Consider the following 23,998-nt stretch of genomic DNA (forward strand, 5'->3'; position numbering starts at 1 on the left):
GGGTCAGGCGCGCTCGACCTCGCTCTGCAGCTTGAGCACGGTGGTGCCGTCCTCCTGCTCGATGACGTAGGCCGGGTCGTCGTCGCTGCCCTTGCGGGTCACCTTCTCGCCCTTGGTGGTGCGTGAGACCTCCTCGTGGTGCACCTCGCTGACGGTGCCCTCGGCCCAGGAGGAGCCCCACTTCCACTTCACGCTCGTGCCCGTACGGATCGTCATGGGGTCACGGTGGCACGCGTCCGCCGCGCCGTGGCTCACCCCTGGGAGCGGACGTGCATCCGCTCGCCCTGCGGCCCGAAGATCGCCAGCACCTCGGCCGGCGTGGGCCCGGGGTTGCCGACCCAGTGCGGCGTACGGGTGTCGAACTCGGCCACCTCCCCCGGCTCGAGGGTCAGGTCGCGCGCGCCGACGACGAGGCGGACCCGGCCGCTGAGGACGTAGAGCCACTCGTAGCCCTCGTGCGTCTTCAGCGACGGCTGCGCACCGTCGACCGGCATCACCATCTTGAACGCCTGCAGGCCGCCGGGTCGGCGGGTGAGGGGGAGGAACGTCCGCCCGTGGCGCACGACCGGCTTGGAGCGGATGCGCGGGTCCCCGGTCTCGGGGGCGTCGACGAGCTCGTCGAGAGCCACCCGGTGGGCCCGGGCGAGCGGCAGCAGCAGCTCCAGGGTGGGCCGGCGCTGCCCGGACTCCAGCCGGGACAGCGTGCTGACCGAGATGCCGGTCTCCTCGGCGAGGTCGGTCAGCGTGGCCTCGCGCTCGAGCCGGAGCTGGCGCAGCCGCGGGCCGACCCCGCGCAGCACGTCGTCGTCGTCCATGCGGAAGAGTTTGCCATTCTGGCAAGGATGTTTGTCAATACTGCGAAGGGACCTGCACCATCGACGACATGGACGAGATGAGGACCTTCGACGTGGTGGTGGTCGGCGGCGGTGCCGCCGGCCTGAGCGGGGCGATGGCGCTGGGCCGGTCGCGGCGCTCGGTGCTGGTGATCGACGCCGGCGAGCCGCGCAACGCACCTGCCGCCCACGCCCACAACTACCTCGGCCGCGAGGGCATCGCCCCGCGCGAGCTGCTCGAGGCCGGTCGCCGCGAGGTGGCGCAGTACGGCGTCGAGGTGGTGGCCGACCGGGTCGTCGGCCTGTCCGGCGCGGTCGACGACTTCCTCGTCACGACCGCGGGCGGCCGGCGCTTCGGTGCCCGGCGCGTCCTGGTCACCGGCGGCGTCGTCGACGACCTGCCCGACGTCCCCGGGCTCGCCGAGCGCTGGGGCACCGACGTGCTGCACTGCCCCTACTGCCACGGCTGGGAGGTGCGCGACCAGCGGATCGCCGTCCTCGCGACCTCGCCGCTGGCCGCGCACCAGGCGCTGCTGTTCCGCCAGCTGTCGGACGACGTCGTGGTGGTCGTGCACGACGGCGTCGCCCTCCCCGAGGAGGAGACGGAGCGGCTCGGCGCGATCGGCGTCCGCTTCGCCCACGGCACCCCGCGGGAGGTCGTCGCCGACGGTGGGACCCTCGTCGGCCTGCGGCTCGCCGACGGCTCGGTCCTCGAGCGCGACGCCGTCGTGGTGGCCTCGCAGCCCCACGTCCGCGCCGACTTCCTCGGCCCGCTGGGCATCGAGCCGAAGCCGTTCGAGATGCACGGCCTGGTCCTCGGCTCGGTGCTCGACGTCGAGCCGACGGGCGCGACCTCGGTGCCCGGGGTCTTCGCGGCCGGCAACGCGACCGACGTCTCGATGATCCTGGTGGCCTCGGCCGCCCACGGCACCCGCGTCGGCGCGTGGATCAACGCCGAGCTGGCTTCGGCCGACGCCACCCGCGCGGTGCGGGACCTGCACGACGGCTTCTTCGAGCGGCCGGCGTGGGAGGAACGCTACTCCGGCGAGCGCGTGTGGAGCGGGCGGGTCAACGTCCAGCTCGCGGCCGAGGCACCGTCGCTGTCCCCCGGTCGTGCGCTGGACGTCGGGTGCGGCGAGGGCGGCGACGCGATCTGGCTGGCCTCGCAGGGCTGGCGGGTCACGGCCGTCGACTTCGCGGACGCCGCCCTCGCGCGGGTCGCCGAGCACGCCGCGGAGGCCGGGGTGGGCGAGCGCGTCGAGACCCGGCGCCTCGACGTACGCTCCTTCGACCCCGCCGGGGAGACCTGGGACCTCGTCACGTCCCACTTCTTCCACCTGCCCGGCGGTGGGATGCCCGACGTCGTACGCCGGCTCGCCTCCGCGGTCGCGCCGGGGGGCACCCTGCTGGTCGTCGGTCATGCGCCGGAGGACGTGCACAGCGGGCTGCGGCACGGCCACCACGCGTTCATGCACACCGCCGAGGACCTGGTGCCGGCCCTGCCGGAGGACTTCGTCGTCGAGGTGTGCGAGTCGCGCCCGCGCGTGCAGGCCCACCCGGGGTCCGGCGAGGAGGTGGCCGTCGCCGACACGGTGCTGCGGGCGCGACGCCGTACGTGAGGCCGGCCGTGACGCTGGCCGCGGGGTGCGCGGTCAGCCGAGCCCGAGCCGGGCCAGCACCATCGCCGCGAGCCGGTCCACGGGCAGGGCGGGGTCGACGTCCATCCCGGCCTCGTCCGGCGCCAGCGGCTCCAGCGTGTCGAGCTGAGACTCCAGCAGGCTCGGCGGCATGAAGTGGTCGCGGGCGTTCATCCGCTCCAGGAGCATGTGCTTGTCACCGGTGCAGTGGACGAAGAACGTGCCCTCGCCACCGCGGCGCAGCACGTCGCGGTAGGCCCGTCGCAGCGCGCTGCACGCGAGGACCGTCGGCTCGTCGCGGGCGTCGCGCTCCGCGGTCCAGTCGGCCAGGGACTCCAGCCACCCCCACCGGTCGGCGTCGGTGAGCGGGGTGCCCTGGCTCATCTTCGCGACGTTCTCGGGCGGGTGGAAGTCGTCGCCCTCGGCCATCTCCCAGCCCAGCCGCTGCTGCACCGCACGGGCCACGGTCGACTTCCCCGATCCGGAGACGCCCATGAACACCAGGTGGAGCGGCCGGGGAGCGGTCATCCGACGGCCCAGAGCCCGAGCGCCAGCACGAAGATGCTCACGCCGAGGGTCGTCTCCATCACCGTCCACGTCCTCAGCGTGGTCTTCACGTCCATCCCGAAGAACCTGCTCACCAGCCAGAACCCCGAGTCGTTGACGTGGGACAGCACCGTCGCGCCGGCGGCGATCGCCAGCACGAGGGCGACGAGCTGGACCGACGACGGGTCGGCGTCGACCACGGCGGCCGACAGCAGCCCGGCGGTCGTGGTGAGCGCGACCGTCGCGGAGCCCTGCGCGACGCGCAGGATGGTGGCGATGACGAAGGCCGACACGATCAGCGGCAGGCCCAGGTCGGCGAGCGAGTCCGACAGCGCGGCGCCGATGCCGCTGTAGCGCAGCACGCCGCCGAACATGCCACCCGCGCCCGTGATGAGGATGATCGCGCAGATCGGGCCGAGGGCGTCGTTGAGGAGGTCCTCGACCTCGGCGCGCGAGTGGTGGCGCACCGCCAGGGTGTAGGTCGCGACCAGCAGCGCGATGAGCAGCGCGACGGGAGTCTGGCCGACGAACACGAGCGCGTCGACGAGCCCGCCCTCGGCGGCGATGGTCTCGTTGGCCCGCAGGGTCGTCAGGACGGTGTTGAGGCTGATCAGGACCAGCGGCAGCAGCAGGATCGCCAGGACGTGCGCGAAGGCCGGACGGTCGCCCTCGTCGACGCCGCGACCACCGGTGAGGACCGTGTCGTCGACGGGGACGTGGATCTTGCCGAGCCAGCCGATCGTCACGGCGTACACACCGACGACCCAGGCGACGACCGCCGCGACGACGCCGATGACCAGCGTCAGGCCGATGCTCGCACCGATCTCGGTGGCGGCGGTGACCGGCCCGGGGTGCGGCGGGACGATCGCGTGCATGGACGCGAAGGCACCGGCGGTGGGCAGCGCGTACATCAGCACCGAGCCGCCGAAGCGCTTGGCGACCGAGAAGATGATCGGCAGGAACACGACGAGGCCGGCGTCGAAGAAGATCGGCAGCCCGAACAGCAGGGCGGCGATGCCGAGCGCGAGCGGGGCGCGCTTCTCGCCGAAGCGGCTGATCAGCGTGTCGGCCAGGACCTGGGCGCCGCCGGTCACCTCCAGGATCCGCCCGATCATCACGCCCAGCCCGACCAGCAGGGCGACCTGCCCGAGCGTCGAGCCGAACGCTCCGACCGCGACCGCCGGCACGTCCGCGACGGGGACGCCGGCCACGATCGCGGTGGCCATGCTGACGAGCACGAGCGCCACGAAGGCATGCATCCGCAGCGCGATGATCAGCACCAGCAGCACGGCGACGGCGAGGGCCGCGATCACCAGGAGCGTGCCGGCGCCGTGGACGGGGGTCATGGGATCCACGGTGTTACCTCCGAGACGGGTTGGACACCCACCCTAGGCCCCTGCGGCGGCGGAAGGTCACCTCGCGGTTCTCCACAGATCCCGTCAAGGGTCTGTCGGCGAGCCCGGTCCTCGGGTGAAGGTCGAGCCATGATCCTCTCGGGCCACCTGCGCCACGACCCGTACGACCGCCGCGGCGCCACGGCGGCCGCACGCCTGGCCAACCGGCTCGCCGACGTCGATGCCCGGCGACGGGTCGCGGAGCGCAGCGTCGACGCGCTCCTCGCCTCGTGGCAGGGCGGCGCCGCCCTGCACCAGCAGTCGGGGTGGCAGGACTGGGACAGCGCCGCCAACGACGTCATCGACTCGCTGTCGGCCCTCCTCGGAGCGCTCGACCTCGCCCGCGAGGAGCTCGTCGAGGTCCGCGCGGAGGTCGTCGTCCCGCGCCAGCCCGACCACCGTGGCTGGTGACCCGCGGAGTTCTCCACAGATCAGGCTGGTGGGTGTCGCGCGGGCTCCCGAGCGGCCACCATCGACGCATGACGACCTCGGGAACCGTCCGCCTCGACCCACACGCCCACGCGGCCGCCACCGCCGCGATCGGCGACCGCCTGGCCGAGCTCGACGACCGGCGACGAGCGGCGGAGGCCACGGTGGAGCGGGTGCTCGCGGCGTGGCACGGAGAGGCCGCCACCGCGTTCGGCTCCCAGTGGGAGACCTGGAGCTCGGCCGCCGCCTCCGTCGTCGACGACCTCGGCGCGGCCGTGACCGGGCTGGCGGCGGCCCGCAGCGACCTCGTGGCGGCGGACGACGAGGTCTCGCAGCGCTCGCGCACCGTCGCGGCCCACCTCGAGGGGCGTCTGGGATGACCGCCTTCGACGTCGACCTCGCCGAGCTGCGGGCCGCGGTCGCCGACCTCGGCACCTGCCAACGCGAGGTCCTCTCGCTCGCCGGCTACATCGACGACCTGCAGGCGCAGGTGCAGCACGACTGGGTGGGGTCGGCGAGCGCGGCACAGCAGGCGGCCCACGACCCGTGGCGCGACGAGTGCGCCGAGATGGTGACGGCGCTGGCCACCATGCGCGCGATCGTCGCCACCGCTGACAGCCACTACTCGGCCGCCGCCGAGGCCAACGTCGCGCTCTGGCGCCGGGTCAGCGCGTGACGTCCACCCGGCCGGGTCGCACGCACGTGGCGTAGACCCCGAACACCGGCTCGCCCGCCCGGTTCGTGGGCCGCCGGCGCACCAGCGCGCGGAGCAACCGGAGGTCCTTCACTCCCGACAGCGGATGGTGGTCGATGACGGCGCACCTGGGGACCGGGCCGCCGACCCGGAGCATCGCGTCGCCGACGACCACCTCCTGCCCGAGCCACGTGTCCTCGACGTGGGGTTCGTCGGTCTCGACGACGAGGGTGGCCCGGAACCGCGCGGCGGTCTCCAGCTCCTCACCTGCCTCCGCCCCGAGCGCGCGCAGCGATGCCGTGCCGACGATCGTGAGCGGGTCCGCGAACACGACGCCGCCGCGCGGGGCGGCAGCGAGGCGTACGGGCCTGCCGAGGAAGCCGGACAGCAGCTCGGCGTGCGGGCCGTCCGTCAGCGCGAGTCCGACCGACCTGCCCCAGTAGTCACACGTGATGCTCCGGCCGCTCTCCCGGGCGGGGGCGCCGACGGTCTCGCCGGTCGGCAGCGTCAGCTCGAGCTCGTCGCCGCGTGTGCGCGCGACGACGCTGATCAGCGACGGGTGCTGCACGGTCCGCAGCACGCGCGCTCCTTCGACGTCGACCAGGCACCAGGCGCGGTCACCCACCGCACCTTGCTCGTCGAGGACCACGTGGTCGAGCGCGAGGTGCCGCATCCCCTTCACCGGGGCGTACCCGGCCCGGCGTGCGGCGAGGGCGGCAGGCATGACCCCATGCTTCCACGCGCTTCCACGCGCGGCCCGTGGTCCGGAGCACCTGTCGCTTCGATGCGTGAGTGAAAATTTGCGCTCACTCCCCCACCCACCCGCCACACTGGCGTGGTGTCCCGCTCCTCGACCCGCTTGGCTCTCGTCGCCACCGCCGCGATGCTCGCGGCGGTCGTCGCGTGGCACCCCGCGGAGCAGCTCGATCCCGTCCGCGGTGCGATCGGCCTGGGCGCGGAGCGACCGCTGCCCGCGCCCGCGGTCGTACGGGCGGGCGGGGCGTACAGCTGGGCGATGACCCAGCCGGACAGCGACGACCCGGTCGGCTGGGACCCGTGCCAGGAGATCCGCTACCGGGTGAACCCCGCGGGCGAGCCACCCGGCGGGCGCGCGCTCGTGACCGAGGCGATCCGCCGGGCCAGCGCGGCGACCGGTCTGGCCTTCACCGACGAGGGTGACACCGACGAGCGGCCGTTCCCCGGGGGCGTCAGGCTCTTCGGCCGCCCCGACCCGGTGGTCATCGGCTGGGGCGACCAGGCCGAGTACCCCGACCTCGCCGGCCAGGTCGCTGGTGTCGGCGGCGCGGTCGCCCAGCGCGACGGGTCCGGGCGGCTGGAGCTCGTCAGCGGCAGCGTCGTGCTCGACGTCGAGGCGTTCACCCCCACCGCCGTCGCCGAGCAGCCGCGGGTGATGGAGGCGATCGTGCTCCACGAGGTCGCGCACGTCGTCGGCCTCGGCCACGTCAGCGAGCCGATGGAGCTGATGTACGCCGACAACACCGGGCAGGTCGAGCTCGGGCCCGGCGACCGCGAGGGCCTCGCCCGGCTCGGCTCGCTCCCCTGCGGTTGAACCAGGCGAGGGACGAACCCGTACGCATGACCGACATAGGCAGTTCGAACCGCCGCCCGCGTCGGCCACGCTCGCTGGCGGCTGGCACGAACGCCGAGCTGCCTGCGCGCACTGTGAAGGCAGTTCGAGCGTCAGGCTCCCGGTGGCACGCTCGGTCGGCCGCCGCGAGCCGCGAACTGCCTTCATGGTGCACCGCGCTCAGGGCGCCCGGTTGCCGCGCGCGTCCTCCTGCTCGACGAGGGCCTCGAGGTCCTTGAGCCGATCGAGCCCCTTCACCGCGCGGGACATCCGATGGTTGCCCTCGAAGGTGTCGCGGTGGCGGTCGAGGAACCACCAGTAGCCGGCGGTGAACGGGCACGCGTCGTCGCCGACGCGCACCTTGGGGTCGAAGCGGCACGAGCCGCAGTGGTCGCTCATCTTGTCGATGTAGGCCCCGCCGGAGGTGTAGGGCTTCGTCATCATCCGGCCGCCGTCGGCGTGCTGCGACATGCCGACGATGTTGGGCACCATCACCCAGTCGTAGCCGTCGACGAACGCCCGGTGGAACCAGTCGGTGACCTGCGTCGGCGCCCAGCCGCGCTGCAGGGCGTACGACCCCAGGACCATCAGGCGCGGGATGTGGTGCACCCAGCCGTGCTGGGCGACCTGGTCGAGCGTGTGCGACAGGCAGCGCGCGTCGGTCGCCGCGGCGTCCAGCTCGGCGAACCACTGCGGGACCCGCTGGCGCGCAGCCAGCGAGTTCTCCCGGCGGTAGCCCTCGCCCATGTGCCAGTAGACGTGCCACACGTAGTCGCGCCACCCGATCACCTGGCGGACGAAGCCCTCGACGCTCGCGATGGGGGCGGCACCGCTGCGGTAGACCTCCTCCGCGCGCTCGACGACCTCGAGCGGGTCGAGCAGACCGAGGTTCATCGGGGCGCTGATCATGCTGTGCGCCATCCAGGGATCGCCCTCGAGGATCGCGTCCTCGTGGGCGCCGAAGTCGGGGAGCCGGTGCTCGACGAAGTGGTCGAGCGCGGCCAGTGCCTCGCGCCGGGTCGCGGGGAAGAGCCGCGGACCGTCCCGGCCGATGAACGACACCTCGCCGTCGCGCTCCCACCGATCGAGGTCCTCGCGCACCTGCGCGTCGACGTCGTCCTCCGTCGGCCACCACGGCTCGGTGACCCCGAGGGTCTCGGCACCCCTGGGCGGGGGCTGGCGGTTCTCGTGGTCGAAGTTCCACTGCCCGCCGGCGGGCTCCCCGCCGTCGAGCAGCACGCCGTGCGCCTGCCGCGCCCGCCGGTAGAAGTCCTCCATCAGCAGCCGCTTGCCGCGCCGCCCCTCCGCCCACCGCTCGAAGTCCTCGCGCGGGGTCGCGAAGCCGCGCGGCGGCAGCACCGTGCAGCCGAGCCGCTCGACCAGACCCAGGGCGGCGTACGACGTGGGGTGCACGACCTCGACATCAGCCCCGCCGTGCTCGCGCAGCGCCTCGGCGTACGTCGGCGCCTGCACGTAGGTCAGCCGGTCGCCGAGCCCGGCGGCGCGGTGCCGCATCGCGCTGAGCACGAGGTGCGCCTTCGCGCGGTGGAACCGCCGACGGCGGAACACCCCGGTCGACTCGACCATCAGCAGCGGTCCGCGGTGGTCGTCGGCGAAGTGCGGGCCGAGCTGGTCGCCGAACAGCCAGCGCGTTGTCATGCGGCCAGCCTAGGCAGGCCGGCGAACTCGGCCGGCGACCTGCGAGGCGGCTCAGAGGTGGTGCAGCTTGGGGAACGGGTGCGCGATGCGGACGAGCTTGGCGCCGAAGTCCACGGTCACCGCGTGGCTGTCGACGTGACTCACCTGCCCGAGGCCGTAGAGGTCGTGGGTGACCCGGTCACCGACCTCGAAGACCTCGACCACGGGCTCGGCCGCGGGCTTGAAGGGACTGCTGGAGAGGTGCTTGGGCCGTCGGCCGCTCGGAGTGGTCATCACCCATCAGTATGAACCTCGCGGCTCAGATGCGCGACCCGAGGCCCCGTACGTACGCCGCCTGCCCGAGGTGCTGGAGGCAGTCGCCCTGGATGCTGACCAGGCGTACGCCGGCGGTGACGGGCGGGTCCCACCGCTGGCAGCCACCCGATCGGGTTGCCGGTGCCGCCCGGCCGGTGGTGCAGGGTCTCCTCGTCGAGCCCGTCGACCGCGTCGGCGTAGAGCTCGGTGATGCGACCGAAGCCCTCGGTCAGCACGCCTCGCACGTCCATCGGGTCACTCCACCGGTGCGGCGGACCTGACCTGCGGCGCCGACGACTTCTCGTCCTTCAGGCCGTCGATCTCGGCCAGGATGCGGGTGCGCTCGTCGTCGCTGAGCGACACCTGCGCCTTGGCCAGGCCCTCGTCGAGCTGCTGGGCGATCGTGCTGTCCTCGGCGCTGTACTGCCAGGACGACACCTCGTCCACCACTCGCTGTGCGGCCTCGATCGCTGCCTGCTTCGCCTCGTCAGTCATGCGTTCCACGCTAGCCAGCACGCACGGGGGGACAACGTCCTTCCGGGTGTGTGCACGTGCCCTCACATCGCCCGTGCCAGGCTGCGCCGCAGCGCCCACCCGCCGAGCGCCGCGAGGGCCAGCGCCATCGCCGCCAGCACCCCGAGCTGCGGCAGCACGTCGAGGAAGTCGCCGTCGCGGCGCTGGATGTCGGCGAACGCCTCGTACGCCCAGGCGTGCGGGGTGATCCGCGAGATCGCGCGCATCGTGTCGGGGAAGATCTCCAGCGGCACCATGCACCCGCCGAGCGCGGCGAGCACCAACCCCAGTCCCACCCCGGCGCCGCTCGCCGCACCCTCGGTCCCGAGGAGCGTGCCGAGGAGGATCGCGGTGCCCGCCGCCACCAGGCTGAAGATCACCAGCACCAGCAGGGAGAGCCACAGCGACCCCCAGCCGACGCCGAAGAGCACGCTCGAGGCCAGCATGATGTAGCCGCCCTGGAAGACGCCGATCGCCCACCGGCCCACCATCTCGCCGGCGACGAGCTGGCCGGCCGACACCGGTCCGGCGAGGACCCGGGCGACCACTCCGAGGCGCCGGGCCTGGATGAGCGTCGCCGAGCCGGTCAGGCAGGCCAGGAAGACGAACAGCAGCAGCTGCCCCGAGGCGCCGAGGTCGAACTGGCCGAGCCCCTCGAACTCCTTGCTCAGCTCGTCGACGTACCTCACCTCCAGCACCGGCACGCTGGTCGCCCGGGCCGCCTGCGAGAGGGCGTCGTCGACGCGGTCGGCCACCACCCCGTACGCCTCCAGCGCCCTCTCCTGCCCGCGCCGCGCCCGCAGCACGTCGACGGCCGAGCGGACGTCCTGCTCGACGACCTGGGCGTTGGCGGCGGAGCCGCGCACCATCTCCAGCCGTACGGGTCCGCCGTCGTCGTGGGCGGTGGCGGCGGCGTCATCGACGCGGACCGCGACGTCGAGCCGACCACGGGCCAGCAGCTCGAGGGCGTCGTCCCAGGCGGGCCGGCTGACCCGGACGTCGTCGGTCTCCAGCTCCCGCACGATCCCGGTGGCCAGCGCGCTGTCGCCACCGCTCACCGCGACCCGGCCCGTCGTGGCACCCTCCCCGAACTGGAGGCCGATCATCAGGACCAGCAGCAGCGGGAAGACGAAGACGAAGAACAGGTTGGACCGGTCGCGCAGGAAGAGCCGCAGCTCGACGCCGGCGATGGTCAGCGCGTTCCTCATGCCAGCACCCCTCGGTCCGGCACCAACCGGGACACCGACGCCATCACCACGGCGAAGCCGAGCATGACCAGCACCGGGACCCCGATGTCCCCCAGCCCGCCACCGCCGGAGGTCGTGCCGAGCCCCCGTAGCAGCGCCGACACCGGGTTGAGGTCCAGCAGCGCGGAGAGGGAGCCGGTGGCGCTGACGGGGAAGAACGCCCCACCGCCGATGCCGAGCACGAGGGCGACGATCGACGTCGCGATGCCGGCCTGCTCACTGGTCCGGGCGACCCGCACGATCAGGAACATCACCGACGTCGCGGCCGCCGATGCGCACATCACCAGCACTGCCACGGCGGGCAGCGAGCCGAACTCGGCACCGAAGAGCCAGCCGCCCACGGTGAGCAGCACCGCGGTCGCCACCACCCCGAGCACGAAGCTGACCAGCGCCTTGGACGCCACGACCACCCACCCCGGGATCGGCATCGACCGCAGCCGCGCCAGCGTCCCGTTCTCGCGCTCCAGCAGCAGCCCGCTGACGCCGAAGCCGACGGTGAAGAGGAGGAAGAGGCCCGCCTGTCCGGCCACCAGTGACGACCCGTAGTCGAGCTGCTCGTCGGAGGCCCGCCCCTGCTCGAGCGTGTACGCAGGCCCGCCCGAGGTCGCGGCACCAACGAGGTCGGCGAGCTCCTGGGGCGGCACCCCCTCGGCCAGTCCGGCACGCGCGGTCACGGCTCCGGCCCCGATCTGCTCGAGCACTCCGTCGACCACGGACAGCACGACGTCGGCCTCGATGCCGGCCTCGTCCCCGCGCAACGCCTCGACGCTCGTGGGCTCCCCCATCCGGGCGGCCTGCCCGAAACCGTCGGGCACGAGCAGCGCGAGCGCTGCATCACCGTCGTCGATCCGGTCCCGGGCGGTGCCGGCGTCGACCTCGTCGACGGTGACGTCAAGCCCTGCCTGGCCCTTCAGCCCGCGCACGACCTCGACGAGCACGCCGGCCATGTCGTCGTCCGCCGGCGCGCTGACGGCGACCGTGACCGGCTCGAGCTCGAGCTGCTCGATGCTGCCGAAGACGAGGTTGAAGACCGACATCAGCGCCAGCGGGACGACCAGCGCGAAGATGAACAACGACGTGTCCCGGGCCCGCTGCAACAGGTCGGAGCCGGTGAGGACGAGGAGCTGGCGCACGGGTCCTCCCCTAGTCCCTCAGGCCCTTGCCGGTCAGGTGCAGGAACACCGACTCGAGGTCGGGCCGCGATATCTCCACGTCGGCGAGCGTCACGCCGTGCGCGGCCGCCGTCCCCACCACCTGCGCGACCAGCGCGGGCGCGTCCTTGACGGTGAGGACGGCCGAGCGGCGCTCGGTCTCCACCCGCTCGACGCCGGGGATCCGGCGCAGCTCGTCCGCCGCGCCCGCGAGGTCGCCGGTGCCGCCGAGCCGGATCGTGTCGACGCCACCGATCAGCCGCACCAGCTCGTCGCGGGTCCCCTCGGCCTGCAGCCGGCCGGAGTCGATGATGCCGATGCGGTCGCAGAGCCGCTCGGCCTCCTCCATGTAGTGCGTCGTGTAGAGCACCGCCATCCCCTCGCCCGACAGCGCCTCGACCGACTCGAGGATCGCGTGGCGCGACTGCGGGTCGACGCCCACCGTGGGCTCGTCGAGGATCAGCAGGGTGGGTCGGTTGAGCAGGCCGATGCCGATGTTGAGGCGACGCTTCATCCCGCCGCTGTACTCCTTGCTGCGGTCCTTGGCGCGGTCGGCCAGCCCGATGAGCGACAGCACCTCCTCGACCCGGCCCCGCAGCGCGGCCCCGCGCAGGCCCTGGAGCCGGCCGAAGAGGGCGAGGTTCTCCCGGCCGGTCAGGTCGGGATAGATCGCGAGCTCCTGCGGCACCAGGCCGAGGTGGCGCTTGGGCCCGGTCGTGCGCGGCGTCATCGGCTGGCCGGCCACCGTGACCGTCCCTTCGTCCGCGGCGATGAGGCCCGCGACCATGGAGATCGTCGTCGTCTTCCCCGCCCCGTTGGGCCCCAGCAGTCCGTACGTCTCCCCCGGCGCGATGCGGAACGACACCCCGTCCACCGCCGTCAGGTCGCCGAACCGGCGGACCAGCGAGTCCACCACCAGCACGTCGTCGGTCATCTGTGTCCCTTCCGCGTCGCCCTCACGCTAGGGGGCCCGCGAGGCATGTGTCAGGGACGAACGTCACGGGTGCCGAGGTCCGTCCGTCACCGATCGGCTCAGCCTGAGTCCCCGGGACACCGCTGGCTACGCTCGCACCCATGACCCAACCTGTCGCCCTCGTCACCGGTGGATCCTCCGGCATCGGCGAGGCCACCGCCCGCGCCCTGCTCGCGAAGGGCTTCACGGTGTACGCCGTGGCCCGACGCGTCGACCGGATGTCCCGGCTCGCGGCCGAAGGCGTGCACACGTTTGCGATGGACGTCACCGACGACGCGTCGATGGTCGCCGGGATCGAGCGGATCATCGCAGAGCAGGGGCGCGTCGACGTCCTGGTCAACAACGCCGGCTACGGGTCCTACGGTGCGGTCGAGGACGTGCCGATCGACGAGGCGCGACGTCAGTTCGAGGTCAACGTCTTCGGTCTGGCCCGACTGGTCCAGCTCGTCACCCCCCACATGCGGGCGCGCACCAGCGGCCGGATCATCAACATCTCCTCGATCGGCGGGAAGTTCTACGAGCCGTTCGGCGCGTGGTACCACGCGACCAAGTTCGCCGTGGAGGGCTTCAGCGACAGCCTGCGCATGGAGCTGCGGCCCTTCGGGATCAAGGTCGTGCTCGTCGAGCCCGGACCGATCCGCACCGAGTGGAACGAGATCGCCCGCGACTCGCTGCTCGAGCGCTCCGGCGACGGCGCCTACGCGTCGTACGCCCGCCAGGCGCACGCGGTGATGGAGCGCTTCGACGAGCCGTCGCGCGCCTCGACGCCCGAGGAGGTGGCCGACAAGATCGTCAAGGCGGCGCTCGCGAAGCGGCCGGCCGCCCGCTACCCCGTCGGTCGGGGCGCGCGGACGATCACGACGTCGCGCGACCTGCTGCCGGACCGGGTCTTCGACGAGGTCGTGAGCCGGACGTACGGGACGCGCTGAGGCGCGGGACCAAGGTCCTTCGGCTCGGGTCCCTCGGACGTGGCGCCCGTCGCGCGTCCGGGGTCTGATGGGAGCAGGACACCGGCCCGTCGGCCGGGCTTCGCAGAGGAGGGCCAGATGCCGCGCTCCCGTCGCCTCGTGCCGGTGCCGCGTCGCTCGGACGGGACGTACGTCCGCGACCTGCCGCCCCTGCGCCGCGTCATCCCGCACCTGATGCGCACCCGCGCCGAGTCGATCGTCTACTTCCAGCAGCGCATCGAGGTCGACGGCCTGCTCGCCTGGCTCGAGGAGACCAACACCGGTCGGCCCCGCAGCGAGCAGGTGACGCTGTTCCACGTCTTCCTCACCGCGATCGCGCGCACGATGAGGCTCCGGCCGCAGACCAACCGGTTCGTCGCCGGGCGCCGCACCTTCGAGCACCGCGACATCTCGATCTCCTTCGTGGTCAAGCAGGGCCTCACCGACGAGGCGGAGGAGTCCGAGGCCCGGGTGGTGCTGACCGGCACGGAGTCGGTCGACGACGTACGAGGCCGCGTGGCCGACCTCGTACGGCGTGAGCGGGCCGCCGTCGAGCGCGGCGCCGACGACCGCCTGGTCGACCTCTTCGCCTCCGCCCCCCGGCCGGTGCTGTCCGGTGTCGCCGCCGGGCTGCGCTGGCTCGACTACCACGACCTCGTGCCGCGCGCGCTGGTCGAGGCGATCCCGCTCTACACCAGCGTCTACGTCGTGCACGCCGGCTCGATCGGCATCGACCCGCCGTTCCACCACCTCTACGAGACGGGGACCGCGAGCGCCTTCGTCTCCATCGGGCGGGTGGCGCCGCAGCCCGTGGTGGACTCCTCCGGCGCGGTCGTGGCGCGCCAGTGCCTCGACGTGGTCTACACGCTCGACGAGCGGGCGGCCGACGGGTTCTACTTCGCGCGCACCGCCGAGGTGATCCGGCGGCTCGTCGCCGAGCCGGAGCTGCTGGGGGACCCGTCGCTGACCGTCGAGCAGCTCGTCCCGGTCTGGCCGCCGCGATGACCTCCCTGCTCCTGAGCCGCGGCCCGGGGGCGATCGGCGCGCTGGTCGAACTCGGCGTGGTGGGGGTCGCGGTGCTCGCCGACGTCGCGGTCCGGCGGCTCACGCTGGACGACCTGGACCGCGCGGTCGACCACGCGCACGACCTCGACCGGCTCCAGCAGGCGCTGCACCTCGACTGGGAGCGAGCCGCGCAGCGCGGCCTGGCCTCGGCGGACTGGCTGGAGCCCGTGGCGTCGTGGTTCTACGTCTGGGGCTACCTACCGGTCCTGGCCGGTGCGCTCGTGGTGCTGTTCGCCCGCTTCCCGCGCGACTACGCGCGCCTGCGCAACGCCCTCGTCGCGGGCGGCATCCTCGGGCTGCCGGTCTACGCGCTCTACCCGCTCGCCCCACCCCGCCTGGCAGGCCTCGGGTTCACCGACACCGTCGACGCCAGCCTGGTCGCTGACGCTGCGCGGCCGGTCGGCATCGCCAACGAGCTCGCCGCGATGCCCAGCTTCCACGTCGGCTACCTCGTCGTCGTCTCGGTGGTCCTCTGGCGGCTCACCCGCTCGCCGTGGGTGCGCGCGTGGTGCGTCCTGCACCCCGTCGCGATGTGCTGGGTCGTGCTCGCCACCGCCAACCACTGGGTGCTCGACCTGCCGGCGGGCGTCCTGCTCGGCGTGGTCGGTGTCGTGGTGGCGGGGTGGATCGAGGCACGTTCGCCCGCGGCACGGGCCGAACGACTCTGGGACGCCCCCGTCGCCACGCCTAACGTCGGCGTCGGGAGTGAGCATCGAGCGGAGGGAGACGGTCATGGCTGACCGCAGGAGCGCGGGCGGCTCCGGGCAGGCCGGCAACGCCATCTACGGCATCGGCATGTTCGGGGCCTGGGTCTACTTCTGGATGCAGGCCGACGGCTTCTGGCAGCACGTGCTGGCGATCCTCGAGGGGATCGTCTGGCCGGCGTTCGCGGTCTACGACGGGCTCGACGCGCTCGGCGCCTGAGCGCCTGAGCGCCTGAGCGCCCCGTACGTCTGCCTCGTCGGCACCGGCATGCTCACCCGGCCGCCCGGCTCGCCTCCGCGAGGTCGAGGAGCAGCCCGCGCGCGGGTGGGTGCACCAGCTCCGCCCACCGCGCCCACGCGCCGTACGAGCCGTCCCGGACGAGCATCCGCCGGGCGTCCTTCCGTGCGCCCGGCTGCAGGATCGCCGCGGCGACGTGCGCGGCGTCGGACTGCAGGACGTCGCCGTCGACCGCTCGACGCAGGACACGGAAGGCGGCGCGTGGGATCTCGTCGCGACCCGACCTGAGCTGGGCGGTCACGCGCTCGAGGTCGGCGGGCGGCGTACCGATCCTGAGCAGGTCGATGCTGAGCACGTCGGTGGTCAGCTCGAGGTCGGCGCGCAGGAAGCGACGCTCCACGAGCTCGCCCGCGTCGAGGGCGTCCTTGATCCGTTGCCACGGCTCCGGCGCCGCGGCCACGTCCCGGGCCACCCGCTCGGGAACGGCGACCGGCGCGGTGTCGAACATCAGGAGGTCGTCGACACCGCTCGGCACGAGCCGGCCCAGCACCCAGCCGGCCTCGTCGGCGAGGGTCCGGGCGCCGAGGTCGAGCACCTCGGTCCACGCGTCGGCGGCCGGGTCGTGCACGCGCAGGCGACCATCGGGCAGGCTCGCCCCGACCTGGTAGCCGCTGAGCCGTGCACCTGTCCAGGACCGTGCCAGCTCCGCGTGCTCGGCGAGGCGGCCCGTGGCGAGCTCGTCCACGAAGCGCTCGAGCCCGCCCATCTCGTGGACGAGGAGCTGCTGGAACAGCCAGGACTCCCCCGCCACCCGGGCCGCCACCCTCATCGGGTCACCCCCGTCGGCGTGGCAGTCGGCGAGCCGGTCGTCGTGGAAGTTGTCCAGGGCGAAGGCGAGAGCGAGTCGCTGCACCGTCCCCGTCTCGGTGGCGAGGTCCTCGCAGCGCTGGACCTGGTAGGCGGCCCAGCGCGCCCACACCCAGCCGGGGAGCTCGTCGCCGAGCGCGGCGAGCTGGGCCAGGAGCACGTGGTGCCGGCTGCGCAGGTCGAGCGCCGGCACCGAGGCGTGCAGCTCGAGCGCGCGGGCGGCATCCCCGGAGCGCTCGGCGGCGAGGGACTGGGCGACGAGGTCGTGGTGGGCTGCGGTCATCCGGTCGGCGACACGGGGCAGGCGGCGAAAGCCGGCAGTGGGGTTCCGAGACATGCCTCCACCCAAGGACCGTACGGACCGCCGCCACAAGCAGCCGGGCGGGACCTGTGGACAACTGCCTGCCTGTGGAGAGCCGTTCGCCAGGCGACGCCGGCGCGGGCAGGGTCAGGGCCATGTTCGAACCAGTCCTGACCACCCAGACGCAGGTGGAGCACGCGTGGCGCGAGCTCATGGGGCCGTGGAGCTTCGGCGGCCACAGCGTCTGGATGATGCTCGTCGTCGACGACCGCCCTCTGCCCCACCTGACCGAGATCTCGGAGGCCGAGGACCCGCCCGACGCGGCGCACGTCGACGGTCTCACGGAGATCCTCCTCGGGCTCGAACGCGACGTCGCGCCGGGCCTCCGCGTCGCGTTCCTGCGGTCTCGGCCCGGCAAGGGCGTCATCACCGACAACGACCGCGCCTGGGCACGGAGCCTGTACGCCGCAGCCCGCCGCGCCGGGGTCCCGTGCGAGGTGGTCCACCTCGCCACCCGTGGTGCAGTGCGCCCGATCCCGGCCGACGTCGTCGGCATCCGCTAGGTCAGTAGCCCCTCGGCACCACGTGCGCGTCGCCGCCCGGGAAGACCAGCCCCTCGTGCCCGTCGCTCCACCGCACCAGGTACGGCGGCGCGCCGTCCTCGCCCCGCACCTCGAGGATCTCGCCCTGCCTCGGGCGCGTGTCCACCTTGTTGCTCTCGGCGACCAGGCTGTCGCCCACCTCCGCTCGCATGACGCACCTCCTGCTCAGCACCGTCGTCCCTCCCACTGTGCGCCCGGCGGGTGCGGCGGGCAAGGGTCGGGTGCCCACTGTGCGCCCGGCGGGTGCGGCGGGCAAGGGTCGGGTGCTCGGCAGGCGGCGACCGGTCACGGGACCGCTCACCCGATGCCGAGCCTGCGCGCCACGTCGTCGCCCGCCACCCGGCGTACGGTCGCAGGGTCACCGACCACGACCAGCTCGTCGGTCGCGCGGGACATCCCGACGTAGAGCCTCTCCCGCGCCCGGTCGCGCGACCCGTCCTCGTTGAGGCAGAGCACGACGGCCCGGCGCTCGAGGCCCTTGCACCCGAGCACGTGGCCGTAGAAGACCTCGTCGTCCCAGTAGGTGCGCCAGTAGCCGTCCTGGTCGTGGAAGTCGGTGCGCTCGACCTGGATGGGGTGCCGGTGCCCGGTCGTGAGCAGCGCGACGTGCTGCGGGTCCCAGCCGGCGTCGAGGAGGCGGTCCACCTCGTCGTCGGCGACGCCGAGCGGGTCCTCGCCGCCTGCGTCGACGAACCGTACGGCCGGCCCGTCGCCGCCGCGGGAGTACATCCGGCTCGGCGCGAGCGGACCGAACGACTCGTGGATCTGGCGGGTGTTGCGGAGGTTGTGGTCGAGGACGAGCGGGACGAGCGCGACCGGCGGACGGCCGAAGCGCGCGAAGATCCGCTGGTTCTCGTCGGAGTAGACGTAGAGCCCGCCCTCCCCCTCGTCGCGCAAGGCGCGCAGCACCGGCGTCCACCACGAGTCGGCGAAGTCCTGCGCCTCGTCGACGATGACCGCGTCGTACCTGTGCCCGTCGGGCAGCGCGCCCGCCAGCTCGGCCATCTCGGCCGGCAGCCGCTCCTCCCAGAAGTCGCTGTCCGTACGGTCACCGTCGGACGCGCCCCACTGCTGGCCGAAGGCGTGAAAGGTGCCGACGAACGCGGGCCGGTGGTTGCGGGGCCACGTCGCGACCTCGCGGCGGAGGTGCTCAGCCAGGCCGATGGAGTAGCAGAGCAGCGCGACACGCTGGGACTTGCGCTCCTGGCTGCCGCGGGTGAGCTCCTTGGCCTGCTGGAGCGCGAGGACGGTCTTGCCGCTGCCGGCGCCGCCACGCACCTCGACGCGGTGGAGCAGCCGGGTGACGCGCAGGATCGTGGCCTGCTCGAGGGTGAGCCGGTCGGCGACGTCGGCGCGCTCGTCGGCCTCCGCCCGGAGGTCGTACGTCGTGGGCAGGCGACCGGTGAGGATCTCGGCGATCTCGTCGACGTCGTCGAAGGTCGCGACCCGCTGGCCGTGGGTCATCCGCTGGGCGTTCTGCCGGAGCCGGCCGACGAGGTGGTCCTGGTCGTCCTTGTCGTGCAGCGCCCAGCGCGGCAGGTCGGGCAGCGAGAAGTCGGACCCGAACTCGGAGTAGGGCGTGACGACGGCGTGCGCCCACGCGACCCGCGTACGGCTGCCCCACCGCTCGTCGCGCTCGACGTAGGACCGCAGGGCGTACTTGCCGTCACGGGCCTGGTCGACCGGGTGGATGATCGCCTCGCGGCCCCGGCGCATGATGCGCCACCCGTCGTCCCACCACACGCTGCCGCCCTTGACCTCCAGCGCCACGACCCCGACGTCGGGCATCAGCACGACGAGGTCGACCTCGTGGTCCTTGAGCTCGTCGGTGAGCCGCAGGTTGGCGATGAGGACGTCGTCGTCGCCGAGGCCGTCGCGCAGCCGCTCCCACACGGCCTGCTCGGACGTCGTGGCGAAGGTCGGGCTCTCCGGGATCAGGCGCGGCATGTGACCACCCCACCACCGCGCGCGGTCGCGCGTCCGCCGAACGCCGTCACCGGCCGGTCCCCGCCTCGTCCTCGTCGAACAGCGCGAGCTGGTCGACCTGCACCTTGCGCACCGGCGCGTCGACCATCAGCCGCAGCCCGGCGCGCATCCGGGCGGTGAGGTCGCGGAGGTAGTCGTGTCGTGCGCGGGCGACCTTCTCGCGGGTCCGCTGCTTCTGGTCGCGGGCCTCCCGGGCCCGCGTCCGCGCGTCGCGGCGACGCCGCTCGGTGATGCGGATCGCCTTGAGCAGCAGGCCGGTGTCGTTGCCGAAGATCCGGACCATCGTCGCCGGCCCGACCGAGCCGCGCTCGTCGCGCTCGAGCTCGGCCATCACGGCGTACGCCGTCTCGAAGCGGCTGCCCTGCCGCTCGGGCGGGGGCTCGGGCGCGGTGCGTAGGCGCTCGCCGAGGTCGCGCGCCCAGCCGTCGACCTGCGAGAGCAGGCGGTTGACCTCGCCGCGCACGGCCGCGGGCACGGCTGCCCCGAGGCCGAGCTCGCGGGTGACGCTGATCCGCTGCTCGGTGAGGGAGAACGTGAGGCCGAACTCGGTGCGGTTGAGCCGGTTGACCTCCACCAGAGCGGCCTGCTCGTCGGCGACGTCGTCGACCAGCAGGCAGGACAGCAGCACGCGCGGGGCGTCCTTGTGGACCGTCACCCAGACGAGCCGGTCGTCGGTGGGCAGCGGGAGGTCGCCGTCCTCGTCCCACTCCGGCGCCTCGTCGTAGAGGTCGGCGACGGCGAGGTCGATGACCGCGCGCACGTCCTCGACCGAGGACGGCGCGACCGGCCGGTCGAGGTCGCGCTTCTCGCCCTGCGGCGCCGGCGGCGCGGACGGCAGCGGGCGTACGGCCCCGTCGGACCGAGTGCCGTCGGACCGAGTGCCGTCGGTCTCGAGGCCGTCGACGTCGAGGAAGGCCGGGTGCACCACGCCGTACGTCTCCCGCAGCGCCTCGACCACCATCACGGCCGCGCGGTCGACCTCGCGGGCACCGAGCTCCACCGAGAGCCCCGTCTCGGCGCCTCGCATCGCGTCCACCTCGAGACGGCCGTCCGCCACCAGGACCTGGCACCACGCCGCGTCCTCGTGGGGACCCGTGTCGATCATGACGAGGCCCCCGCGCTCCAGCTCGGCGAGCCTGTCGGCCAGCCGCTGCCGGAACCCGCGCCACGCCGTCTCGACCGCGTCGTCCCACCGACGCTCGAGCTCGTCATCCATGCCGTCGTCCATGCCCTCGACCCCTGACCGGACCGCCCCCGCGATCCCCACGACGACGACCCTAGGGACCACCACCGACAATCGGTCCGTGTCGCCCGCCCGAGGCGGTCCAGACAGCTCCGGCGACCGTCGCGCTGCCCCTGTCGACCGGCGCCGCACGGGCGTAGATTCGAGGACTGCCCTCCCACCCCCCAATCCCGAGAGGTGGGTGTCGACACCGAGGAGGAGCAGCGTGTTCATCCAGATCATCCAAGGCACGTGCACGCGCCAGCAGGAGCTCCACGAGCACCTGGACACGTGGCGCAACGAGCTCGGCCCGGGAGCACCGGGTTGGCTCGGAGGGACCTACGGGTTCACCGACGACGACACGTTCGTGGGCGTCGTCCGATTCGAGTCGCGGGACGCCGCGATGGCCAACTCCGGCCGGCCCGAGCAGGACGCCTGGGCCGCCCGCATGATGGAGCTCTTCGACGGACCCGTCGAGTTCCACGACTGCGACGACGTCACCCTCCTGATGGACGGCGGGTCCGACCAGGCGGGCTTCGTCCAGGTCATCCGGGGCAGGGCCGACGACCCCGACCGGCTCAGGACGATGATGACGACCGACACCGACTCGCTGCACCGGATGCGGCCCGAGATCATCGGCGGCACCCTCGCCATCGAGCCGGACGGCACCTTCACCGAGACCGTCGCGTTCACCAGCGAGGACGCAGCACGCCAGGGCGAGCAGGTCGAGCCGCCGCCGGAGGTGCGCGCGGACCTCGACTACGCCATGGCGGGCGCGCAGTTCTACGACCTGCACCACCCCTGGTTCGAGTCCCGCTGAGCACATCCACCGTGGATGCACCGGGGCGCTCGGGAGCCCCGGGACCACCCCACGTCACCGATCCATCGGGTCGGCCTACGTCCGCCTGGCGAAGGTGACCTTGTTGTCGGCGTGGATCGTCCTGGCGTAGCGGGAGTCGTGCGCGAGGCGGTGGTGTCGGGGGCACAGCAGTCGGCCGTTGGCGAGGTCGGTGAGGCCGCCGCGTGACCACGGGTCGTCGTGGTGGGCATGGCACCCCGAGGCCGTGGTCTCGCACCCGCGTGCGGTGCAGCCACCGTCGCGCAGGCCGAGGGCGATGCGCTGCGCCTTGGTGAACAGCCGCGCCGCGCGACCCTGGTCGAGCGGCTGCGACTTCGAGCCCAGCACCACCGGGACGATCCCCGCCTCGCACGCGAGCCGGCGCGCCTGCCCCGCCGTCATGCGCGAGCCGTCGTCGAGCAGCGCGGTCCCGGACTCCGCGAGGAGCTGCTCGAGCGTCATGGTCACCACCACGGTCGCGTTGACGCCGGCGGTCTGCGGGGTGGCGTCGGTCGGGTAGCGCTCGACGTACTCCACGAACGCCTCCCCCAACCGGCGGCGCAGCGGCTTGAAGTCGCCCGTCTCGTCGCGCAGGTCGGCCTCGGTGTGGCGTGCGGGGTTGGCCAGCGCGAGCAGGTGCCGCTTGAACATCGCACCAACATGCGAGGGCGCCACGAACCGGCCCTGGCAGCGACCCTCGCCGTCGTCGACCAGCACCAGCTCCACGGTCGCGTCGGCACGCGCCTCCTCGGCCGCCAGCACACTCGCCTCGTGGGACTCCCCCACCTCGGGCGCGACCACGTCGAGGATCCGCTTGCCGATCTGCCTCAGGTCGCGGGCGTCGTGCTCGCGGGCGAGCTCCAGCAGCGTGCCCTCGGCCCGCCACCGCGTCTCCTCCTCGACGTGGACCGGCAGCGCGTCCACCGCCTCAGCCACGACCCGCGCCTGCTCGGTCCGCAGCGCGCCGGCGGACAACGCCGAGGCCACCGCCGGGTGCGTCTCCATCGCGCGCCCCAACGCGAGGTCGCGGCGCGCCTCGTGCCGGGTCGTACGCGTCTCGACCGCCAGCCACGCCGCCGCGTCACGCAGACCGTACGCCTCGCCCACGTCATCGGACGCGGCGAGCACCCGGGCCGCCAACGCGTCCAGCTGCGAGCGCGCCTCGGCCAACGCGACCAGCGCGGACTCCTTCTCCGCGGTGCGCATGAACGCCGGCTCCACCCCGTGGGCAACCTTGAGCGCGGACGCGATGTCGCACAGACAGTCGATGATCGGATGCACTGGGCCACCTCCTCGGCGCGCGTCACGGACACCCACCCCGTTCCCGGGGTGGTGCGGTGAGACGTGCCGGACCCATTGCCAGGTCGCCACCCGAGAGCCGGACCAACGGCGCCCCGCCAGCACCAGGACGGGTTCTATGGGTGACTGCCCCGATCCCGGGATCCCCGTCGCCTCAGACGGGATCCGTTCCGGACCGGCGTGCTTGATGAGAACTTATCGTACACCTGTTCGAACGCCCTCGCAACCCCTGTGTCGACTGTGGTCGAGCCGCCATGATCGCCCGCGGGCTCCGGACCTTGGGGCCGACAGCGGGACGAATGGCCCTGTCCTCCTGTGACCGAGGAAGCCAGACTGTCCCGATGGCCCTGACCTCGACCCCCGCGGCGTACGTGCCCTGGTTCAGCCGACGGAGGGGACTGGCGCTGGCCGGGGTACTCGCGCTGTTCGTGTCGATCACTGTGGTCCGGTTCGCCCTGGGCAACGACTCCTCGGTAGCCATCACGGTGTTCTACGTCGTGCCGGTCAGCCTCGCCGCCCTCGCCTGGGGCCGCGTTGCCGGGATGCTTGCCTCGGCGGCCGCGCTCGTGCTGCTCGCGCTGTGGGTGCTGGTGGCCGACGTGGACCTCACCGTGCTCGGCTGGTCGACGCGGATGGTGCCGATCCTGCTCGTCGGGCTGCTCCTCGGCGACGCCTCCGACCGGCTGCGACGTGCCGAGCAGGCCCGCGTCGAGCAGGCCAAGCGCGACGTCCTCCACCGGCAGGCCGTCGAGATCAACGACTCGCTCCTCCAGGGCATGGCGGCGGCCAAGTGGGCGCTGGAGGCCGAGAGGCACGACGTCGCGCACGAGCGGCTCAGCGACGCCATCTCGTCGGGACAAAAGCTCGTCGCCCGACTGATCCGCGACTCGGCGATGGGGCCGCTCGACGGCGCAGCCGACCCGTCTCGCCGCTGAGGGCCGCCCACGCCGACCTCTTCCTCGGACACACGC

Annotated in this window: 29 protein-coding genes; 12 read left to right on the forward strand and 17 right to left on the reverse strand. The window is 73.2% G+C overall.

All coding sequences use genetic code 11. The features are described from left to right. Window positions 1-3: 3 nt before the first annotated feature. A complete protein-coding gene (locus IE200_RS16880) occupies window positions 4-216 on the reverse strand; it encodes a hypervirulence associated TUDOR domain-containing protein (RefSeq protein ID WP_191280654.1) in 213 nt (70 codons plus the stop codon). A 35-nt stretch (window positions 217-251) separates the two neighbouring features. Next, on the reverse strand, window positions 252-815 hold the full coding sequence (locus IE200_RS16885) for a helix-turn-helix domain-containing protein (protein ID WP_191280655.1): 564 nt from the start codon (window positions 813-815) through the stop codon (window positions 252-254). 68 nt (window positions 816-883) lie between these two features. Here IE200_RS16885 and IE200_RS16890 point away from each other — a divergent pair, with 68 nt between their 5' ends. Continuing rightward, complete coding sequence (locus IE200_RS16890) at window positions 884-2,452, forward strand: bifunctional NAD(P)/FAD-dependent oxidoreductase/class I SAM-dependent methyltransferase (RefSeq protein WP_191280656.1); 1,569 nt, start codon at window positions 884-886, stop codon at window positions 2,450-2,452. Window positions 2,453-2,485: 33 nt separating this feature from the next. Here the strand turns inward: IE200_RS16890 and IE200_RS16895 are convergent, their stop codons facing one another. Both IE200_RS16895 and IE200_RS16900 read right to left on the reverse strand, forming a co-directional pair. Continuing rightward, on the reverse strand, window positions 2,486-2,998 hold the full coding sequence (locus IE200_RS16895) for a gluconokinase (RefSeq protein ID WP_191280657.1): 513 nt from the start codon (window positions 2,996-2,998) through the stop codon (window positions 2,486-2,488). Beyond that, complete coding sequence (locus IE200_RS16900) at window positions 2,995-4,362, reverse strand: GntP family permease (protein ID WP_229856710.1); 1,368 nt, start codon at window positions 4,360-4,362, stop codon at window positions 2,995-2,997. Before IE200_RS16900 ends, IE200_RS16895 begins: the two co-directional genes overlap by 4 nt. A 138-nt stretch (window positions 4,363-4,500) precedes the next feature. Here IE200_RS16900 and IE200_RS16905 point away from each other — a divergent pair, with 138 nt between their 5' ends. The 3 genes from IE200_RS16905 (at window position 4,501) to IE200_RS16915 (ending at window position 5,515) form a co-directional block, all read left to right on the forward strand. Beyond that, complete coding sequence (locus IE200_RS16905; RefSeq protein WP_191280659.1) at window positions 4,501-4,821, forward strand: WXG100 family type VII secretion target; 321 nt, start codon at window positions 4,501-4,503, stop codon at window positions 4,819-4,821. 68 nt (window positions 4,822-4,889) lie between these two features. After that, window positions 4,890-5,219 (forward strand): WXG100 family type VII secretion target, encoded by a 330-nt coding sequence (locus IE200_RS16910; RefSeq protein ID WP_191280660.1) that lies wholly within the window; start codon window positions 4,890-4,892, stop codon window positions 5,217-5,219. Further along, on the forward strand, window positions 5,216-5,515 hold the full coding sequence (locus IE200_RS16915) for a WXG100 family type VII secretion target (RefSeq protein ID WP_191280661.1): 300 nt from the start codon (window positions 5,216-5,218) through the stop codon (window positions 5,513-5,515). Before IE200_RS16910 ends, IE200_RS16915 begins: the two co-directional genes overlap by 4 nt. Here the strand turns inward: IE200_RS16915 and IE200_RS16920 are convergent. Continuing rightward, a complete protein-coding gene (locus tag IE200_RS16920; RefSeq protein ID WP_191280662.1) occupies window positions 5,505-6,257 on the reverse strand; it encodes an MOSC domain-containing protein in 753 nt (250 codons plus the stop codon). The genes IE200_RS16915 and IE200_RS16920 overlap by 11 nt on opposite strands. 114 nt (window positions 6,258-6,371) lie before the next feature. Here IE200_RS16920 and IE200_RS16925 point away from each other — a divergent pair, with 114 nt between their 5' ends. Further along, complete coding sequence (locus tag IE200_RS16925) at window positions 6,372-7,103, forward strand: matrixin family metalloprotease (RefSeq protein WP_191280663.1); 732 nt, start codon at window positions 6,372-6,374, stop codon at window positions 7,101-7,103. A 198-nt stretch (window positions 7,104-7,301) separates the two neighbouring features. Here IE200_RS16925 and IE200_RS16930 read toward each other — a convergent pair whose 3' ends face one another. The 7 genes from IE200_RS16930 to IE200_RS16960 form a co-directional block, all read right to left on the reverse strand. Further along, window positions 7,302-8,780, reverse strand: coding sequence for a cryptochrome/photolyase family protein (locus tag IE200_RS16930; protein ID WP_191280664.1), 1,479 nt, complete (start codon window positions 8,778-8,780; stop codon window positions 7,302-7,304). Between the two features lie 51 nt (window positions 8,781-8,831). Continuing rightward, window positions 8,832-9,053 carry a hypothetical protein gene (locus IE200_RS16935; RefSeq protein WP_191280665.1) on the reverse strand — a complete coding sequence of 74 codons (222 nt, stop codon included), beginning with the start codon at window positions 9,051-9,053 and terminating at the stop codon, window positions 8,832-8,834. After that, window positions 9,053-9,325: a hypothetical protein gene (locus IE200_RS16940; protein ID WP_229856712.1), complete on the reverse strand. Its 273-nt coding sequence runs from the start codon at window positions 9,323-9,325 to the stop codon at window positions 9,053-9,055. The genes IE200_RS16935 and IE200_RS16940 overlap by 1 nt, the downstream gene beginning before the upstream one ends. Before the next feature lie 4 nt (window positions 9,326-9,329). Beyond that, window positions 9,330-9,569, reverse strand: a complete 240-nt coding sequence (locus IE200_RS16945) for a hypothetical protein (RefSeq protein WP_191280666.1) — start codon at window positions 9,567-9,569, stop codon at window positions 9,330-9,332. Window positions 9,570-9,631: 62 nt separating this feature from the next. Beyond that, complete coding sequence (locus IE200_RS16950; RefSeq protein ID WP_191280667.1) at window positions 9,632-10,795, reverse strand: ABC transporter permease; 1,164 nt, start codon at window positions 10,793-10,795, stop codon at window positions 9,632-9,634. Then, window positions 10,792-11,967, reverse strand: coding sequence for an ABC transporter permease (locus IE200_RS16955; RefSeq protein ID WP_191280668.1), 1,176 nt, complete (start codon window positions 11,965-11,967; stop codon window positions 10,792-10,794). Before IE200_RS16955 ends, IE200_RS16950 begins: the two co-directional genes overlap by 4 nt. A 10-nt stretch (window positions 11,968-11,977) precedes the next feature. Continuing rightward, the gene (locus IE200_RS16960; RefSeq protein ID WP_191280669.1) at window positions 11,978-12,919 is read right to left on the reverse strand and encodes an ABC transporter ATP-binding protein; all 942 of its coding nucleotides are present in this window, start codon (window positions 12,917-12,919) and stop codon (window positions 11,978-11,980) included. 140 nt (window positions 12,920-13,059) lie between these two features. Between IE200_RS16960 and IE200_RS16965 the strand changes: the two genes are divergently transcribed. The 4 genes from IE200_RS16965 to IE200_RS16980 all read left to right on the forward strand — a co-directional run bounded on the left by IE200_RS16965 (window position 13,060) and on the right by IE200_RS16980 (window position 15,894). Continuing rightward, window positions 13,060-13,887 (forward strand): oxidoreductase, encoded by an 828-nt coding sequence (locus IE200_RS16965; protein ID WP_191280670.1) that lies wholly within the window; start codon window positions 13,060-13,062, stop codon window positions 13,885-13,887. A gap of 117 nt (window positions 13,888-14,004) precedes the next feature. Continuing rightward, window positions 14,005-14,910, forward strand: coding sequence for a 2-oxo acid dehydrogenase subunit E2 (locus IE200_RS16970; protein WP_191280671.1), 906 nt, complete (start codon window positions 14,005-14,007; stop codon window positions 14,908-14,910). After that, window positions 14,907-15,710 (forward strand): phosphatase PAP2 family protein, encoded by an 804-nt coding sequence (locus IE200_RS16975; protein WP_191280672.1) that lies wholly within the window; start codon window positions 14,907-14,909, stop codon window positions 15,708-15,710. The genes IE200_RS16970 and IE200_RS16975 overlap by 4 nt, the downstream gene beginning before the upstream one ends. Beyond that, window positions 15,703-15,894 carry a hypothetical protein gene (locus IE200_RS16980; RefSeq protein WP_191280673.1) on the forward strand — a complete coding sequence of 64 codons (192 nt, stop codon included), beginning with the start codon at window positions 15,703-15,705 and terminating at the stop codon, window positions 15,892-15,894. The genes IE200_RS16975 and IE200_RS16980 overlap by 8 nt, the downstream gene beginning before the upstream one ends. A gap of 52 nt (window positions 15,895-15,946) precedes the next feature. Here IE200_RS16980 and IE200_RS16985 read toward each other — a convergent pair whose 3' ends face one another. Then, entirely contained in the window at window positions 15,947-17,116 is a 1,170-nt protein-coding gene (locus IE200_RS16985; RefSeq protein ID WP_191280674.1) for a hypothetical protein, read from the reverse strand. Between the two features lie 119 nt (window positions 17,117-17,235). On the opposite strand from IE200_RS16985, the gene IE200_RS16990 reads away from it, so the two are divergent. Beyond that, entirely contained in the window at window positions 17,236-17,643 is a 408-nt protein-coding gene (locus tag IE200_RS16990) for a hypothetical protein (protein WP_191280675.1), read from the forward strand. 1 nt (window position 17,644) lies between these two features. Here IE200_RS16990 and IE200_RS16995 read toward each other — a convergent pair whose 3' ends face one another. From IE200_RS16995 to IE200_RS17005, 3 genes are all read right to left on the reverse strand, one after another. After that, window positions 17,645-17,833, reverse strand: a complete 189-nt coding sequence (locus IE200_RS16995; protein WP_191280676.1) for a DUF1918 domain-containing protein — start codon at window positions 17,831-17,833, stop codon at window positions 17,645-17,647. Between the two features lie 146 nt (window positions 17,834-17,979). Beyond that, window positions 17,980-19,629 carry a nuclease-related domain-containing DEAD/DEAH box helicase gene (locus tag IE200_RS17000; RefSeq protein ID WP_191280677.1) on the reverse strand — a complete coding sequence of 550 codons (1,650 nt, stop codon included), beginning with the start codon at window positions 19,627-19,629 and terminating at the stop codon, window positions 17,980-17,982. A gap of 46 nt (window positions 19,630-19,675) precedes the next feature. Continuing rightward, window positions 19,676-20,935, reverse strand: coding sequence for a T3SS (YopN, CesT) and YbjN peptide-binding chaperone 1 (locus IE200_RS17005; RefSeq protein WP_191280678.1), 1,260 nt, complete (start codon window positions 20,933-20,935; stop codon window positions 19,676-19,678). A 181-nt stretch (window positions 20,936-21,116) separates the two neighbouring features. On the opposite strand from IE200_RS17005, the gene IE200_RS17010 reads away from it, so the two are divergent. Beyond that, on the forward strand, window positions 21,117-21,710 hold the full coding sequence (locus tag IE200_RS17010) for a hypothetical protein (protein WP_191280679.1): 594 nt from the start codon (window positions 21,117-21,119) through the stop codon (window positions 21,708-21,710). Window positions 21,711-21,785: 75 nt separating this feature from the next. Here the strand turns inward: IE200_RS17010 and IE200_RS17015 are convergent, their stop codons facing one another. After that, window positions 21,786-23,009, reverse strand: coding sequence for an HNH endonuclease signature motif containing protein (locus tag IE200_RS17015; protein ID WP_191280680.1), 1,224 nt, complete (start codon window positions 23,007-23,009; stop codon window positions 21,786-21,788). Between the two features lie 359 nt (window positions 23,010-23,368). On the opposite strand from IE200_RS17015, the gene IE200_RS17020 reads away from it, so the two are divergent. Continuing rightward, complete coding sequence (locus IE200_RS17020; protein WP_191280681.1) at window positions 23,369-23,962, forward strand: hypothetical protein; 594 nt, start codon at window positions 23,369-23,371, stop codon at window positions 23,960-23,962. Window positions 23,963-23,998: the final 36 nt, after the last annotated feature.

It is taken from the genome of Nocardioides flavus (ex Wang et al. 2016), assembly GCF_014653115.1.
In the GTDB taxonomy this organism is placed as follows: Bacteria; Actinomycetota; Actinomycetes; order Propionibacteriales; family Nocardioidaceae; genus Nocardioides; species Nocardioides flavus.

Coding starts and splice junctions, on each gene's coding strand:
- IE200_RS16880 (WP_191280654.1), bottom strand. CDS start 216: ATGACGATCCGTACGGGCACGAGCGTGAAGTGGAAGTGGGGCTCCTCC.
- IE200_RS16885 (WP_191280655.1), bottom strand. CDS start 815: ATGGACGACGACGACGTGCTGCGCGGGGTCGGCCCGCGGCTGCGCCAG.
- IE200_RS16890 (WP_191280656.1), top strand. CDS start 884: ATGGACGAGATGAGGACCTTCGACGTGGTGGTGGTCGGCGGCGGTGCC.
- IE200_RS16895 (WP_191280657.1), bottom strand. CDS start 2,998: ATGACCGCTCCCCGGCCGCTCCACCTGGTGTTCATGGGCGTCTCCGGA.
- IE200_RS16900 (WP_229856710.1), bottom strand. CDS start 4,362: ATGACCCCCGTCCACGGCGCCGGCACGCTCCTGGTGATCGCGGCCCTC.
- IE200_RS16905 (WP_191280659.1), top strand. CDS start 4,501: ATGATCCTCTCGGGCCACCTGCGCCACGACCCGTACGACCGCCGCGGC.
- IE200_RS16910 (WP_191280660.1), top strand. CDS start 4,890: ATGACGACCTCGGGAACCGTCCGCCTCGACCCACACGCCCACGCGGCC.
- IE200_RS16915 (WP_191280661.1), top strand. CDS start 5,216: ATGACCGCCTTCGACGTCGACCTCGCCGAGCTGCGGGCCGCGGTCGCC.
- IE200_RS16920 (WP_191280662.1), bottom strand. CDS start 6,257: ATGCCTGCCGCCCTCGCCGCACGCCGGGCCGGGTACGCCCCGGTGAAG.
- IE200_RS16930 (WP_191280664.1), bottom strand. CDS start 8,780: ATGACAACGCGCTGGCTGTTCGGCGACCAGCTCGGCCCGCACTTCGCC.
- IE200_RS16935 (WP_191280665.1), bottom strand. CDS start 9,053: ATGACCACTCCGAGCGGCCGACGGCCCAAGCACCTCTCCAGCAGTCCC.
- IE200_RS16940 (WP_229856712.1), bottom strand. CDS start 9,325: ATGGACGTGCGAGGCGTGCTGACCGAGGGCTTCGGTCGCATCACCGAG.
- IE200_RS16945 (WP_191280666.1), bottom strand. CDS start 9,569: ATGACTGACGAGGCGAAGCAGGCAGCGATCGAGGCCGCACAGCGAGTG.
- IE200_RS16950 (WP_191280667.1), bottom strand. CDS start 10,795: ATGAGGAACGCGCTGACCATCGCCGGCGTCGAGCTGCGGCTCTTCCTG.
- IE200_RS16960 (WP_191280669.1), bottom strand. CDS start 12,919: ATGACCGACGACGTGCTGGTGGTGGACTCGCTGGTCCGCCGGTTCGGC.
- IE200_RS16965 (WP_191280670.1), top strand. CDS start 13,060: ATGACCCAACCTGTCGCCCTCGTCACCGGTGGATCCTCCGGCATCGGC.
- IE200_RS16970 (WP_191280671.1), top strand. CDS start 14,005: ATGCCGCGCTCCCGTCGCCTCGTGCCGGTGCCGCGTCGCTCGGACGGG.
- IE200_RS16975 (WP_191280672.1), top strand. CDS start 14,907: ATGACCTCCCTGCTCCTGAGCCGCGGCCCGGGGGCGATCGGCGCGCTG.
- IE200_RS16980 (WP_191280673.1), top strand. CDS start 15,703: ATGGCTGACCGCAGGAGCGCGGGCGGCTCCGGGCAGGCCGGCAACGCC.
- IE200_RS16985 (WP_191280674.1), bottom strand. CDS start 17,116: ATGTCTCGGAACCCCACTGCCGGCTTTCGCCGCCTGCCCCGTGTCGCC.
- IE200_RS16990 (WP_191280675.1), top strand. CDS start 17,236: ATGTTCGAACCAGTCCTGACCACCCAGACGCAGGTGGAGCACGCGTGG.
- IE200_RS16995 (WP_191280676.1), bottom strand. CDS start 17,833: ATGCGAGCGGAGGTGGGCGACAGCCTGGTCGCCGAGAGCAACAAGGTG.
- IE200_RS17000 (WP_191280677.1), bottom strand. CDS start 19,629: ATGCCGCGCCTGATCCCGGAGAGCCCGACCTTCGCCACGACGTCCGAG.
- IE200_RS17020 (WP_191280681.1), top strand. CDS start 23,369: ATGGCCCTGACCTCGACCCCCGCGGCGTACGTGCCCTGGTTCAGCCGA.